The sequence below is a fragment of the Clostridium sp. genome (genome assembly GCF_040797585.1).
Lineage (GTDB): Bacteria > Bacillota > Clostridia > Clostridiales > Clostridiaceae > Clostridium_Z.
Genome location: NZ_JBFNEO010000058.1, coordinates 1 through 14,856, shown reverse-complemented (window position 1 = coordinate 14,856; position 14,856 = coordinate 1). Strand labels below are relative to the sequence as shown.

Annotated in this window: 14 protein-coding genes; 8 read left to right on the top strand and 6 right to left on the bottom strand. The window is 29.7% G+C overall.

The window, feature by feature from the left end; all coding sequences use genetic code 11:
• The coding region (locus AB2369_RS05740) for a hypothetical protein (protein ID WP_367665517.1) at nt 1–865 on the top strand (865 nt) is incomplete at its 5' end.
• Between the two features lie 57 nt (nt 866–922).
• Here the strand turns inward: AB2369_RS05740 and AB2369_RS05735 are convergent.
• Nucleotides 923–1,366, bottom strand: a complete 444-nt coding sequence (locus AB2369_RS05735) for a DMT family transporter (RefSeq protein WP_367665516.1) — start codon at nt 1,364–1,366, stop codon at nt 923–925.
• Nucleotides 1,367–1,376: 10 nt separating this feature from the next.
• A complete protein-coding gene (locus AB2369_RS05730) occupies nt 1,377–1,799 on the bottom strand; it encodes a DMT family transporter (RefSeq protein WP_367665515.1) in 423 nt (140 codons plus the stop codon).
• Between the two features lie 229 nt (nt 1,800–2,028).
• Here AB2369_RS05730 and AB2369_RS05725 point away from each other — a divergent pair, with 229 nt between their 5' ends.
• Both AB2369_RS05725 and AB2369_RS05720 read left to right on the top strand, forming a co-directional pair.
• Nucleotides 2,029–2,727, top strand: coding sequence for a cyclic nucleotide-binding domain-containing protein (locus AB2369_RS05725; RefSeq protein ID WP_367665514.1), 699 nt, complete (start codon nt 2,029–2,031; stop codon nt 2,725–2,727).
• A 25-nt stretch (nt 2,728–2,752) separates the two neighbouring features.
• The gene (locus AB2369_RS05720) at nt 2,753–3,262 is read left to right on the top strand and encodes a 2'-5' RNA ligase family protein (RefSeq protein ID WP_367665513.1); all 510 of its coding nucleotides are present in this window, start codon (nt 2,753–2,755) and stop codon (nt 3,260–3,262) included.
• 150 nt (nt 3,263–3,412) lie between these two features.
• Here AB2369_RS05720 and AB2369_RS05715 read toward each other — a convergent pair whose 3' ends face one another.
• Entirely contained in the window at nt 3,413–3,955 is a 543-nt protein-coding gene (locus AB2369_RS05715) for a 50S ribosomal protein L25 (protein ID WP_367665512.1), read from the bottom strand.
• A gap of 427 nt (nt 3,956–4,382) precedes the next feature.
• Between AB2369_RS05715 and AB2369_RS05710 the strand changes: the two genes are divergently transcribed.
• From AB2369_RS05710 to AB2369_RS05695, 4 genes are all read left to right on the top strand, one after another.
• On the top strand, nt 4,383–5,936 hold the full coding sequence (locus tag AB2369_RS05710) for an SH3 domain-containing protein (RefSeq protein WP_367665511.1): 1,554 nt from the start codon (nt 4,383–4,385) through the stop codon (nt 5,934–5,936).
• A gap of 399 nt (nt 5,937–6,335) precedes the next feature.
• A complete protein-coding gene (locus tag AB2369_RS05705) occupies nt 6,336–6,764 on the top strand; it encodes an Rrf2 family transcriptional regulator (protein ID WP_367665510.1) in 429 nt (142 codons plus the stop codon).
• 383 nt (nt 6,765–7,147) lie between these two features.
• Nucleotides 7,148–7,750, top strand: coding sequence for a DsbA family protein (locus AB2369_RS05700; RefSeq protein WP_367665509.1), 603 nt, complete (start codon nt 7,148–7,150; stop codon nt 7,748–7,750).
• 36 nt (nt 7,751–7,786) lie between these two features.
• Nucleotides 7,787–8,575 (top strand): class III extradiol ring-cleavage dioxygenase, encoded by a 789-nt coding sequence (locus AB2369_RS05695; RefSeq protein ID WP_367665508.1) that lies wholly within the window; start codon nt 7,787–7,789, stop codon nt 8,573–8,575.
• Nucleotides 8,576–8,750: 175 nt separating this feature from the next.
• On the opposite strand, the gene AB2369_RS05690 is transcribed toward AB2369_RS05695, so the two are convergent.
• From AB2369_RS05690 to AB2369_RS05680, 3 genes are all read right to left on the bottom strand, one after another.
• Nucleotides 8,751–11,405: a cation-translocating P-type ATPase gene (locus AB2369_RS05690; protein ID WP_367665507.1), complete on the bottom strand. Its 2,655-nt coding sequence runs from the start codon at nt 11,403–11,405 to the stop codon at nt 8,751–8,753.
• Nucleotides 11,406–11,752: 347 nt separating this feature from the next.
• Complete coding sequence (locus AB2369_RS05685) at nt 11,753–13,444, bottom strand: flavin monoamine oxidase family protein (RefSeq protein WP_367665506.1); 1,692 nt, start codon at nt 13,442–13,444, stop codon at nt 11,753–11,755.
• A 173-nt stretch (nt 13,445–13,617) separates the two neighbouring features.
• Nucleotides 13,618–13,719, bottom strand: a complete 102-nt coding sequence (locus AB2369_RS05680) for a peptidoglycan-binding protein (RefSeq protein WP_367665519.1) — start codon at nt 13,717–13,719, stop codon at nt 13,618–13,620.
• A 187-nt stretch (nt 13,720–13,906) separates the two neighbouring features.
• On the opposite strand from AB2369_RS05680, the gene AB2369_RS05675 reads away from it, so the two are divergent.
• The coding region (locus tag AB2369_RS05675; RefSeq protein ID WP_367665518.1) for a LacI family DNA-binding transcriptional regulator at nt 13,907–14,856 on the top strand (950 nt) is incomplete at its 3' end.

Here is a 14,856-nt window from a genome sequence, read left to right as displayed (position 1 = left end):
AGGAAGCATTAGGTTTCATAAAATTATGGTTATACCTAATAAGGAATTTAATAAATTGAATTATAAAGGTTACAACATAGAAAAAGGGAGTTATATAAGGGTTGTTCAGGATAATATAAAGGATGAGGTGAATAAAGAGGAAGATAAGGAAAAGTCTTTATTCATAGGAGGAAGAACTTTTTACAATAAAGAGAACATTTTCAATATAGTAATTAATACTATTAGAAATTTAGGAAATGAGTTTATTGTAGTAAATGATGAAGATTATATGAGTATAAAAAATGGTGAATTTAACTTAGGTGAGGGAAGAATACATGTTTTAAACTTTAAACATTGGAAGGAAACAAAACCAGTAGTAAATGAATTAAATAAAATTTTGTATAAATATAATAATGATAATAATTCTGAAAATAAGTATATTAAAATAAATGATAGTAGCAGATATATTTCTTCAAAAGTTCAAGCTTATGATTATAATAAACAAGGGGGAGGACTTATTCTATATTTAGTAACCTTTATAGGAATCTTCTTTTTTATATCCATTTGCGTAGTTTTATTTCTAAGATTATTTTCGGATATACAAAGTGATAAGGAAACCTATAGAAAGCTATATAAAATAGGAATAAGGGATGAAGAAATTAGAAAATACATTTCTAAAGAAATAAAAATCATATTTTTTATCCCTTTAATAATTGGGATATTAATAGCTCTTATTTATACTAGTGTTTTCTATAAAGGGTCAGACCTGTATTTATACGGATTAATAAGCACCTTAATTATAAGTATCATATATATAATTTTTCAAAGTATTTATTATTTTGTATGTAAGGAGATTTATATAAAGGAGATACTAAAAGATATATAAACTTAAGTAAAAATACTATGAGTATTAAATGATTTCAATGCTCATAGTATTGATTTATTAAGCCTCTTCTACATTACTATCTACATTTAAATTATAAAGAAGACCTAAAACAACAAGAGTTCCACCTATTATCTTACCTAAAGATAAAGTTCCTAAGGTATAATAATCAATAATGATTCCAGAAAAAAGCTGACCAATAAATATGATTAAGGTTAAGTAAAAGGCAGATATCTTGTGGTTTATAAAGCTAGACATACCTACTACCATAACTCCAACTATACCACCAAGGTATGCAATGGAAGGAATGGAAGAGAGCTGAGAAGATGATAAAAACATGGGCTCTTTACTAATTAATAAGAATAAGAAAGATAATGCTAGGCCTACAATATAATTAAAAAATGTGCCTTGAAATAAACCTATTCTATTTGCCAGGTTAGCATTTATTATTCTTGCCACCACAATAGATGCTCCAGCTAGTACAGCAAGTAATACATTTATCATAAAAAACCTCCTAATAAAAGGTCATTATTAATATACCAATGGATATTAATATAAGACCAAAAACTTTTTTCTTTTTAAATTTAATAACTTGCATTTCAAGTAACCCATAATGATCTATTATTATGGATGCAAGAGATTGTCCAAGGAGACCTAAAGCAATAGTCAATGATATACCTATAGTTTTAAAGGTCATATTATTGAAAAGTACAGTAAATACTCCTATGGCACCTGCACTATAAAGGTATAGGGGAGCTTGTTTTCTTAATGTTACTTTACTTCTTGTAATTATTAAAACTAGGATAACTCCAATAAGACCAATACCATGAATAATAACACTTCCTAAATAATCCCCAGTGTATCTAGATAAGGTTCCGTTAAAGGCCATCATTATAGATATAAGAACTCCTATAATTCCAGAATATAATTTATACATAGTCCACCTCCTAAATTATCTATTTAAATTTATCACAGAAATTAGAAGTTGTATTATGACATATGTCATAGTATTATAAATTCATATGATGGCTACTAGCTGTAAAACCTCAATCTTCTTAAAAGATGAGGGATAACAGTTGCTATGCCACTAGATTAACTCATCTAAACTTCAGATGGTTGAAAGAACATTCCTTCTGTGAATAGCGTTTAGAAAAGGGGATTTTAATGTGGAGAAGATTAATGATAGGAAGAGATTAGAAGAATATATTTTTAAATATGATATAAACAAGATTTTTACAAAGGATATGACAGGGTATATGGAACTTTTCTTCTTTAAAAAGAATGAACATATATGTAGAACTGATGAAACCATAGAATATCTTTATTTATTTGTAGAGGGGAGGGCAAAGGTATATAATTTCTTAAGTAATGGTAAATCCTTGCTCCTATGTTTTTATAAACCCTTTATGGCTATAGGAGATATTGAGGTTATTAAATATGAAAAAGCTCATTCTAATGTTCAGACCATAGATGATAGTTATTGCATTGCTATAGCCTTTAAACATATAAGAAAGTATTTATTAAAGGATCATGAGTTTCTAAAATTCATATGTGATTCCCTAGGATATAAGCTAAATAAGTTAAGTAAAGATAGTTCTATAAATATTTTATATCCCCTTGAAAATAGATTGGCTAGTTATATATTAGCAATTGTTTCTCATAAGGTAGATGAAAATAAGGATATAACGTATTTTGAGGGTAATCTTACGGAAATTGCAGAACTTTTAGGCACAAGTTATAGGCATCTTTTAAGAACTTTAAATAATCTTTGTACTAAAGAAATCATAAAAAAGAAAAATAATTTTTATGAGGTGATTAATATAGAGCTCCTTGAAGAATTGGCAGGAGATTTATATGAGTTTTAAATTATTCATTTAGGAGGGATTTTTCTTGAAAAGATCAATAATTTTATTTCCAAATTTTTGTAATGTGAATACTATTGAAAACATAAGAAAAAAGTATGACTCACTTGCAGATTATATTCAACCTCATATTACTATAGTTTTTCCATTTGAAAGTGAGATATCTACTGAAGAACTAAAAAAACATTTTAATGAATCATTGAAAGGGGTAAAAAAATTTGGTATTCAATTGAGAGATTTCACAGGTGATTTTAGAGATGGGTATTTATTTCTTAATGTAAAGAAGGGGAATGATCATATAATTGAACTTCATGATAAATTATATAGTGGGATATTAAAAAAATTCTTATACAATAAGATAACATATTGTCCTCACTTAACTGTAGGTAGGACTAATGAACAAATAGAGTTTAATAAGGCAATTGAAGAACTAAGTTTCTATGATGAAAGATTTGAAACAGTAATTGATAAAATATATGTAGAAAATATTGATGATAATGAAAACTCCATTATTGAATTTTCATTTGATTTAGAATAAGTCCTATAATACAATTAAAAATTAATGCATATTGTGAAATTATAAAGGAGCTGTCTCAATTTTTATTTTGAGACAGCTCCTTTAGGTTTTGAAAATCCTTATATGTACTTCTCAAAATAATCTCTATTTTGAGAAGGTTAATTTATATATCTATCCGTTAACTACAGCTAAAAGAGTTTCACCTTCAGTTAGAAGTCTAATCCCTTCAGGTAGCTTTACATCTTTTACAAATATTTTATCTTCATAGTTATAGTTAGACACATCTATTTCTATATATTCAGGTATTTCCTCAACCTGGCCTTGCATTTCTATTTCATTTAAGAAGGACTCTAGAACTAGTCTTTTAAGTTCTAAATTATCAAGTCCCACAAAATTTACTGGAATTTTCATCTTTATAACTTCATTTTCCTTAACATATTGGAAATCTACGTGAATAACCTTACCTGTTATAATATCCTTTTGAACCTCTTTAACAACGCAATATTTAGGACTATCATTAAGATTAAGTTTTAATATAGAGCCCTTAGAGTTGTATTTTAATAATCTATTTAGGATAGAATTTTCAACTTTAATAGGAATAGATTTCTCTAAAAATTCTCCATATATTATTCCAGGAGTTTCTCCATTTTTTCTTATAGATCTTGAATTTTCGTTAAATTCTCTTTCTTTTATTTGAACTGCTAATTGTGACATAATAAATACCTCTTTCCTAAAATTTATATTTAGGAATCTCGCAAAAAATAACTAGACAAAATATACTATTTATTTTCTTTAAGATACCTTATTAAAAGCCCCTATAGCAATAAAAGATGGTTATCTTTATACATTAGGAGCTAAAAACCTACTAAACCATAGATAGGAACTTTCCCCCATATGCATCATCTCCTTTTGACCTTTTACACTATTGTATATTAAAAGTTGGAGTGTACAAACCATTTATTGAAATATTAACCAATTGTTTAAGGTATGTTTACATTGTTAAAGAATAGTAACATAAATTTTTCATTGTGAACAAATATTTTATAAACCCTATTAACTATTGAAGATTTATAATGTATAATTTATCTATGGTGAAATTTGTATATAAATTTAGAAAAATGTAGAAATTAGGAGGGGTAACGTGAATAGAAATAAATTAATACCTATTATAATAGCTAGTTCATTAACTATTTCAAGTACTGCATTATTAAGTAGCACTGCTTATGGTAGTGAGAACGTAAATACAAGAACTTATAAAAGCACAGCTTATAGTAAAAGTAATAATATAATGGGAGCTTCAGAAGCTACTAGAGAGGATATGAAAAATTATTTCAACTCTTTAAATAAGACGGACTATGAACTTCAAGTTTCACCAGAAGAATTTATAGATATAGCTTATGAAGAGGCAGAACTAGAAGGTGTAAGAGGAGATATTCTTGTTGCTCAGGCCTTTCATGAAACCGGATACTTTACCTATGGACATGGGAAAGGAATAGTTAAGCCTGATTATAATAATTTTGGAGGAATTGGAGCACTTAATGGTGGGACAACCGCTGCTATGTTTAAGGATGTGAGAGAAGGTATAAGAGCTCAAGTACAGCACTTAAAAGCATATGCATCAACAGAGCCATTAAAAAATGAGCTAGTAGATCCTAGATTTCACCTTGTTACTAGAGGAAGTGCAAAAACTTTAGAAGAACTTGGTGGTAAGTGGGCTTATCCAGGGTTTGATAGAAATAAGTATCCATCTTTTGAAGAGGCTTTTAAAGATGGAGAAACCTATGGTCAGCTTATATATTCAATTATACAAAGAAGTTTAGGGACAAGCAGTGACAATGGTGGAGATACAGATAAACCATCAGAAAATAATAATGGTGAGGAAGCAAATAAGCCTACAGAGAATAACAATGGTGGGGACACAGATAATCCTACAGAAAATAATAATGGAGAAAATCCTGAGACTCCAACTACTCCAGAAGTAGAGAAGGTAGCAAAGGGAAAAGTGATTAATGTAACCAGTAACCTAAGAATAAGACAAGGAGCTGGAACAAATACCTCTGTAGTAGGATATTTAATTAATGGACAAACCTTTGAAATAAAGGGAAAGAGTGGAGATTGGTATCATATAAATGCCAATGGCAAGGTTGGATATGTACATAAAGATTATGTAGAAGAAATTAAAGAGTCTAATCCTAACAATAATGGAGGAAATCCTGAGAAGCCAACTACTCCAGAAGTAGAAAAGGCAACAAAGGGAAAAGTAATTAACGTAACTAGCAACTTAAGAGTAAGACAAGGAGCTGGAACAAATACCTCTGTAGTAGGATATTTATATAATGGACAAACCTTTGAGATAAAAGGAAGAAGTGGAGATTGGTATCATATAAATGCTGGTGGCAAGGTTGGATATGTTCATAAAGATTATGTAGAAGAAATTAAGGGATCTAATCCTAATAACGGAGGAAATACAGATAAACCAACTACTCCAGAAGTAGGAAATATAACAAAGGGAAAAGTAATTAACGTAACTAGCAACTTAAGAGTAAGAAGAGGAGCTGGAACAAATACCGCTGTAGTAGGATATTTATATAATGGACAAACCTTTGACATAAAAGATAAGAGTGGTGATTGGTATTACATAAATGCCAATGGTAAAGTTGGATATGTTCATAAGGACTATGTAAGAGTAATGTAGAATGAATCTTCTTTTAGATGGTATTTTTTCAACTATCTAAAGGTTAGATGAGTTAATCTAGGGGCGTAGCAACTGTTAACCACCACCTTTCACGCGGATGAGGTGTTACAGTTCCTAGCCATCAGATAAAAGTTATATTTTATATATTTTAAGAAGAGGTAGGTTTATCATAAGATAGACCTACCTTTTTATATTTTTAGATTAAAAGCTAAATATGATAATAGATAATTAAATTCAATTATCTTAAAAGAATTATAGAGTTTAATATAAATTTTTGTTAGAGAGTATGAGGAAAACTATTAAAAAGATTGGAGATATATTTAATTGTAAAAAGATTTATAAATACTATTGACATATTCTTTGGTTGTAACTATAATGATTACAACAGGAGTGATAAAAATGAAGATAAGCAGTAGATTTTCTGTAGCAGTTCATATTTTATCTATAATATCCATGGAAGACACTAATTTATGTACTTCAGAGTGGGTTGCTGGTAGTGTAAATACAAATCCTGTAGTAATTCGTAGGGTCATTGGAATGCTTAAAAGGGCAGGTTTAGTTGATGTACCTAAGGGAACTGGAGGAGCATATCTTTTAAAAGATATAAAGGATATTACATTACTTCAAGTTTATAGAGCTGTAGATGTGGTTGAAGAAGGAGAACTTTTTCAAATCCATGAAAACCCTAATCCAAAATGTCCTATAGGAGCTAATATACAAGGAGTTCTTGAAATTATTTTAGCTAAAGCTGAAAAAGCTATGGAAGAAGTTCTAAGAAATGTGACTATGGAAGATATAGTCCTAGGACTTAGAAAAGAAATTGAATAAAAACTATTCAATTTTTTTAATAAAGTTGTAACATATACGGTTACATCTATAAACTTTATTCCTATAATTAAAGAAATATTTTTTTAACGTTGTTGTAACTAAAGTAGTTACATTAATCTTATTAATAATTAAGGTAAGTGTATTCTCATAGGATTGATTGTTATATTAAATATTTTTTTATATGAGTTGTAACTAAAATGGTTACAATGATTTGAAGATTTAATTATATTATGATCATATGTTTTGAATACATGTATAAGCTAAAAATTAACAAGGGAACCCTACAATATGTAAGTTCTAAAATTAATTTATCATAGGATAATTAGATATAGGTATTAAATTTAGTAAATTATATAGAAATATTATTTTTAGGAGGAATTAATATGTCATTAAATATAAAAGTATACACAGATTTTGTTTGTCCATTTTGTTATTTAGGAAAGAAAGTTTTAGAGGAGTCTATTAAAGATAAAGATGTAACCATAGAGTATCTTCCATTTGAACTAAGACCTATTCCAGCACCAAAGCTTGATCCATGGGAAGATGCTATGAAGGTTCAGTCATGGAATAAATTTATAAAGCCTATGGCGGAGAATCTTCAGCTTGATATGAATTTACCTCATATTTCTCCTCATCCATATACCAATTTAGCATTTATAGGATATCACTATGCTAAGGAAAATAATAAAGGAAATGAATATATTGATAATGTATTTAAGGCATTCTTTAGAGATGAAAAAGATATTGAGGATCCAGAGGTTTTAGTAGAGGTTGCAAAAGCATTAGACCTTAAAGAAGAGGATTTTAGATTAGCATTAAAAGATGACAAGTATAAGAATCTTCAGCAAAGAGCTTTACATCATTCTTATGAAGAGGCAGAAATAAGCTCTGTACCTACTTTTGTAATTGGAGAAGAAGTTATCTATGGAGTAACTAGCATAGAAAATATGGAAGCTATAGTAGAGAGTGAGTTAAATAAAAAATAATAATTACCAAAATATAGAGATGGGAGGCGAATAGTTATGATGCCTAGTATTTTTTTAGGGCATGGAGCACCTACTTTAATTCATGAAAATAATGATTACACAAAATCCATTAGAGATTACTTTAAAGACCATAAAAAACCAAAGTCAATTTTAGTTATATCTGCTCATTATGAAAGTGATGTACAAGAGATAGGGGTCATGGATAACTTTACCACCATATATGATTTTTATGGTTTTCCAAGAGCTTTATATGAAGAAAAGGTAACAGCAAAAGGAGATAAACTTTTAGGTTTAAGGGTGAAGAATCTTTTAAATCATGAACTAAGTGAAAAAAATATAAAGGTAGATATTAATAACAATAGAGGATTAGATCACGGTAGCTGGTCAGTGCTTAAGCTATTAGATCCAGAGGGAAGTATTCCTGTAGTTCAAATGTCTATAAATAGAAATCTCCCTATGGAGGAGCAATTTAATATAGGGAAGGCATTAGAGCCACTAAAGCATGAAGATGTCTTAATCATAGGAAGTGGAGGGATAATCCACAACCTTTATCTAACTGATATGAGTTATGATATAAATGAAAATATATCCCCTTGGGCAAAAGAATTTCATGATTATGTTATGAATAGTCTAGATAATTTTAATATAGATGGAATTTTAAATTATAAAGAAGCGCCTTATGGGAATAAAGGAGTACCAACTCCTGAGCATTATCTTCCACTAGTAATACTCATGGGGACCTCTTATAGAACTAAGAAGTGTGAGATACTAAAGTCATATATTCAATTTTCAAACCTAAGTCTAGATTTCATTGAATTTCACTAGATTTAAATAATAATAGGTAATAGATCACGTCTTCTTTGGAGGAGTGCCAACTGTAGAAGATGAAACCAGAAAGAATTATTTAGAAGAAGTTAAAAAAGTTATTAAAGAAAATCTATAATTAATAAAATAAAAAAGAATCCATGGTGAACTTTTCACCATGGATTCTTTTTATTTATTAAGCAGCAGTTTTGTTAGATGAGTTATCTACCTCTACTGTTTTAACTACTTTATTTCTATTTGATATTAATTTATATCCTTGAAGAATTATAAATGGAACTAAGGATAATACATATATAGTAAGGAATTGATTACCACTAAGTTTACTTACTTCAAATATTCCTCTTAAAGGCTCTATTAGTTGAACAGATGTTAATAAGATAAATCCTATTAAGAATGCCATCCAAGAATACTTGTTAGAGAAGAAACCAATCTTAAATACAGATTCCTTAGATCTACATGTAAATCCATGAACTAATCTTGCAAGACATAGTGTAGAGAATGCCATAGTACTTCCTAGAAGTGCATCACCATTACTTAAACCTATATGGAAGGCTATCATGGTAACTATAGCTATAAGCACACCTTCAATTAAAACTCCAAGGGCAAAACTTTTATCAAGGATTGAAGAGTTTATATTTCTAGGTCTTTCTGACATAACATTTTTATTATGAGGTTCAAGACCTAAAGCTATAGCAGGAAGACTATCTGTAAGTAGGTTCATAAATAATAGATGCACAGGTGCAAAAGGTACAGGTAGTGCAAGTATTGATGCATATAAAACAGATAAAATTCCAGCAGTATTTCCAGATAGTAAGAACTTAATAGAATTTTTTATATTTGAATATATATTTCTACCATTAGCTATAGATTTTACAATAGTTGCGAAGTTATCATCTGTAAGTATCATAGATGCAGCATCTTTTGCAACTTCTGTTCCTGTGATTCCCATTGCTATACCTATATCAGCTTGTTTTAAAGCAGGAGCATCATTAACTCCATCTCCAGTCATGGCAACTACATTACCTTTTTCCTGCCATGCATTTACTATTCTTATCTTATGTTCAGGAGATACTCTAGCATAAACAGAATATTTTTCTACATTATTCCTTAGTTCTTCATCACTCATACTATCAAGGGCAGAACCTTCAATAGCTTCACTTTCATATTTAAGTATTCCTATTTCACGAGCTATAGCAGCTGCTGTGATCTTATGGTCACCAGTTATCATAACAGGCTTAATTCCAGCCTTTATACAATCCTCTACAGCCTTTTTTGATTCCTCTCTTGGAGGGTCAATCATGGAAATAAGACCTACAAATATGAAGTTATTTTCATCTTCTAAAGTTAAGTCTTTAGTCTCATCTATTTCCTTATAGGCAAAGGATAGAACTCTAAGACCACTTTGAGATAATTTTCTATTTACATCTTCTATAGCCTTTTTATCCTCTTTAGTTAATTCACGAACTCCATTAGAAGTTTCTATTTTTACAGCTCTATTAAGCATTACATCTAGGGCACCCTTAGTGAACATTAAAGTTTGTCCATTTATTTTATGAAGGGTACTCATAAGTTTTCTATCAGAGTCAAAAGGTATTTCACTAAATCTCTTATATTCATTTCTTATAAATAATTCGTTTAAGCCATATTTTTGACCTAAGTTTACAAGAGCTACTTCTGTTGGGTCTCCAAGTTCTGCTTCAGCAGTAGAGGTAGCATCATTACATAAGATACTCATTAAAAGTAACTTGTTCTCTAATGTATTATCAGTTTTAAGGTTATTTTCTTCTATTAATTTATTATCTACATATAACTTTTTAACAGTCATTTTATTTTGAGTTAAAGTTCCGGTTTTATCAGAACATATTATAGAAACACTTCCAAGACTTTCAACTGCTTGTAGCTTTCTTATTATAGCATTTTCTTTTGACATCTTTTGAGTTCCAAGAGCTAGTACAATAGTAACTATAGAACTAAGAGCCTCAGGAATTGCAGCCACAGCTAAAGCTACGGCAAACATAAAGGAGTCAATAAGATTGTAGCCTCTATACATGTTTAAAGCAAAAATAATTCCACAGATTATAAGGATTATAATAGCTAATTTTTTACCGAAGTCATCTAAGCTAACTTGTAGTGGAGTTTTCTTTTCCTTTGCACTTTCTAAAAGCTTTGCAACATTTCCGATTTCAGTTTCCATACCTATAGAGGTAATTAATACTGTAGCTCTACCATAGGTTACAAGGCTTCCAGAAAAGACCATGTTTTTTCTATCTCCTACAGGAACATTATTTTCATTAATAATCTCATCATTCTTTATAACACTTAAAGACTCACCAGTTAATGAGCTTTCATTAACCTGAAGACTGTAATTCTCAATTATTCTACCATCTGCTGATATAAAATCACCAGCTTCTAAATATAGTATATCTCCTACAGTGACTTCTTCTGAAGCTATTTCAACTTTCTCGCCATTTCTCAATACCTTAGACATTGGTGCAGAAAGTGCTTTTAAGCTGTTTAGAGATTGCTCTGCTTTAATATGTTGAACAGTTCCTAAAATAGCATTTATAACTATTACTGCAAAGATAACTATAGCACTTTCAGGATTTCCTAAAAACATAGATATGGTAGCTGCAATTATTAGTATGATAACTAAAAGATCTTTAAATTGCTCCATAAATACTGAGAAAATAGATTTTTTAGCACCTTCATTAAGCTTGTTTAAGCCATAGGTAGCTTTTCTTTTGTTAACCTCATCACTAGTAAGACCGCTAGTACTTGAGGTTAACATGGACATTAATTCATCTTTAGATTTATTATAGGCGTTTTTCATTTTGTTATGACCCCTTTCAAATTTTAGAATAAAAAACAAGACCTTTAATATAATTCTAGATCCTAGAATCACATTAAAAGTCTTGTAACCAATAGGATTGGTATATAATACCAGGCGATATTCCTCGCCGTTATGTTGATACTATATTTATTACTACTCCCTTTTAACATTGTCTACGAGTATTATAATAATTGAAAATCGAGTCAATGTCAATATAATTGGATGTTAATATATTTTAACATATTATAAATAAACCGTTAATAAGTTAGGAATAAACTGTTTATATGTTATGTTAAAAAATCCACCGTAAATTGAAAGTTAGGTGGATAGATTATTTCATCGTACACTTAAGAGTAAAGCTTTAGTACTTTTTTTAAGTTTGTTTTAGCTATGGCATTAGCAGCAGTTTTAGCAGTATATAATGCTCCTTGAAGCCAACTATGCTTAGTAGAAATATGCTCTCCAGCAAAGAATATTCTTTCATCATATTCTGGTTTTATCATATCATAAGCAAAAAGCTGTTTTTGACATGGAGACATGATACAAAAAGCACCTTTAAAATCGGGAGCTCCATTCCAATTGAAATTTTTATAATCAGTAACTAAATCATTTAAAAATCCATAGGGAAGTCCATGTACCCTTTCTACAGATCTTTTAACAAAGTCTATTTGATCTGACTCTCTCATATTTCCAACCCTTGTGGAGTCCAGTCCTAAGTTATAGGATGCTAGTAATACCCCGGGTGCGTCCAAGGAATAGCTTTTTTCATATACATGATCTGAAGGATATGCAATAGTTTGTATAGCTTCATCTGTATATGATATTCCCCCTTTTATACCACCGTAAGGCATTTCTTCTTCCCAGAATTTTTTCTTGCAGTAGAAATATACTTTATGAGAGTCAGTATAGGTAACCTCTCTAATAGCTTGCATCTTTTTAGAAGAAAAGATAGGATTTAAAGTTATTTCTCTTAATACACTAAAGGGAAGGGTGCAAATTATATAATCAAAGGATTCAAACCCATAACCTGTATCAGAATTATTTCTATATTCAATTAAAGTTTTATTGTTCTCAGGAGTTTTATATATGCTAGTAACTCTATGACCAGCCTTAAAATCACATTTACCTAAAACTTCATTAGGAATATCTTTATACTCTTTAGGGTAGTCTGACATTAGGCTATTATAAAATGATAAAGGTAGATTCACCATACCACCCTTAATTTTATAAAGGGTAGTAAAATCTAAAGAATAATTTTCCTGCATTACTTCTCCATTAGCATAGTAGAAGTATGCACCTAAAAAAGGGTCTATAGAGGAGATAAGCTCTATGGCTCCTTCACTTAAATTAAGATAATTTAAAGATTTTCGAACTCCCATAGCACTATATCTATTATATAAAGGAGAATAATTTTTAAGGATTTTTAAGGTTTCAATTCTTTCTTTAATAGGTAGAGTTTTAATAAAGTAGTTTGAGACATATTTAATGAATTTATCCCAAGGGATGTTTCTTTCAAATTCAGATAGACTAAATAAGGGATAAATATATTTCTCTATATTAGAGGAAGTATTCCGAGTTCTAGTTCCTCTTATCCATAAAAAAGTGTTAGGGTTATTTTGAACAAAGGGCAAAGTTTCTAAGTTAAATAAGTTAATATAATGCCAAGTGGTTTCGTGAGATATAGGTACTCTCATGGCACCTAAATCCCCATAATATTTTTTATTCTTATCGAAATAATAAGTGTATACACGTCCACCTATTCGATCACTATTAGCTTCATATATAGTTATATCTGCTCCTAGTTTCCTAAGTTCGAAGGCAGCAGCAAGGCCAGAAGAGCCACCACCAAGTATTCCAACTTTTACTCCTTTTAAAGATCCTAAAGGAGCATAGAATGTAATATCTTTTGGAGGACTTAAAAGATTTATAATATGATTAAAATCTCCTAACCGGCCAAGCTTCTTTAGTTCTTTTTTTAAAATATCATGCCTTTTTTCATCTGTAGGGTTAAGAGGAGGGATATTAATATTAGAATTCATAACTATTACTCCAAAAAATTCTTTAATAATATAATATTGTAAGAAATATGAAGTGTTACAAAGGAAAGGCTTTAGAAGTATTAGTTATTCAAAGAATTCAATTCCTATAGCTTTATAAAAAGGTAAATCTATATTATGAGATAAAGGCAGGTCATGATCCTCTCTGAATTCTATTATTGCTTTTTCATGATTTCTCCATACCTTCCGTCTACTTTTCCAAAATAATATTTTAAGTCTCTAAGTTTATATTGAATATGGTATACATCTGCTCCTATAAAATCTATAATGCATTACTTATTATTTCTATTAAGAAGTTCAATATTCTAAGTTTAATAGGTTTAATAAATAAGGGGAATATTACAAAGAATCTTGTTTAATATGTTACTAGCTGATAAGCTATATTTGTAGTTTAAAATTTATGGTAGAGTAATGGATGATAAATTCATAGAAAAGGGTGAAGTTATGAAGGTTACTATAAAGGATGTTGCTAAAGAGGCTAATGTGGCCCCATCTACTGTATCAAGAGTATTATCAAATAATCCTAAGATAAGTGAAGAAACAAGAAAAAAGGTTATGGAGGCAATAAAAAAGTTAGAATATAAGCCTAATGCCATAGCTAGGAGTCTTGCAAATAATAAAACTAGAATTTTAGGAGTAGTACTTCCAAATGAAGCACAGGATTTATTATCTAATCATTTCTTTGTTCAGGCTATGAAGGGGATGAGCTTATATGCTCAAAGTAAGAATTATTATATAACCTATGCATATAGTAAGGATGAAGAGAGTGAAAAAGAGTATATAAGGGATTTTACTACTAGTAAATTAGTAGATGGTATATGTCTTCTTAGGGCTAAGGAGAAGGATGAAACCATAGAATACTTAAAAGAAATAAATTTTCCTTTTGTTGTTATAGGAAGACCAGAGGATTCTAAGAATTTGTTATGGGTGGATAATGACAACTTTAGGGCCATGTATGATGTAGTAAACAGGCTTATACAAAGAGGAAATAGGAATATTGGTTTTATAGGGGGAAGGGAGAAATGGAGTGTATCTAAGGATAGATTAAAAGGATATAAAATGGCAGGAGAAATTAATGATATAGATTTCTCAGAAGAGTATATTATTCATATGAAAGAATTTAATGAAGAAGATGGATATAAGGCTACCAAGGAAATACTAAAAAATCCACATATAACAGCTTTGGTTACCACTGATGATTTATTAGCTTTTGGTGCTATTAAGGCTCTAAAAGAAATAGGAAAAAACCATGTAGCTATAGTAGGATTTAATAATACTCCATTAGCAGAGTTTCAAAAGCCTTCTTTATCATCAGTTGATATAAATGCAGTGGACCTTGGATATTATGGAATAAAGTTATTAATAGATAAATTGGAAGGTAAAGAGCTTAAGAG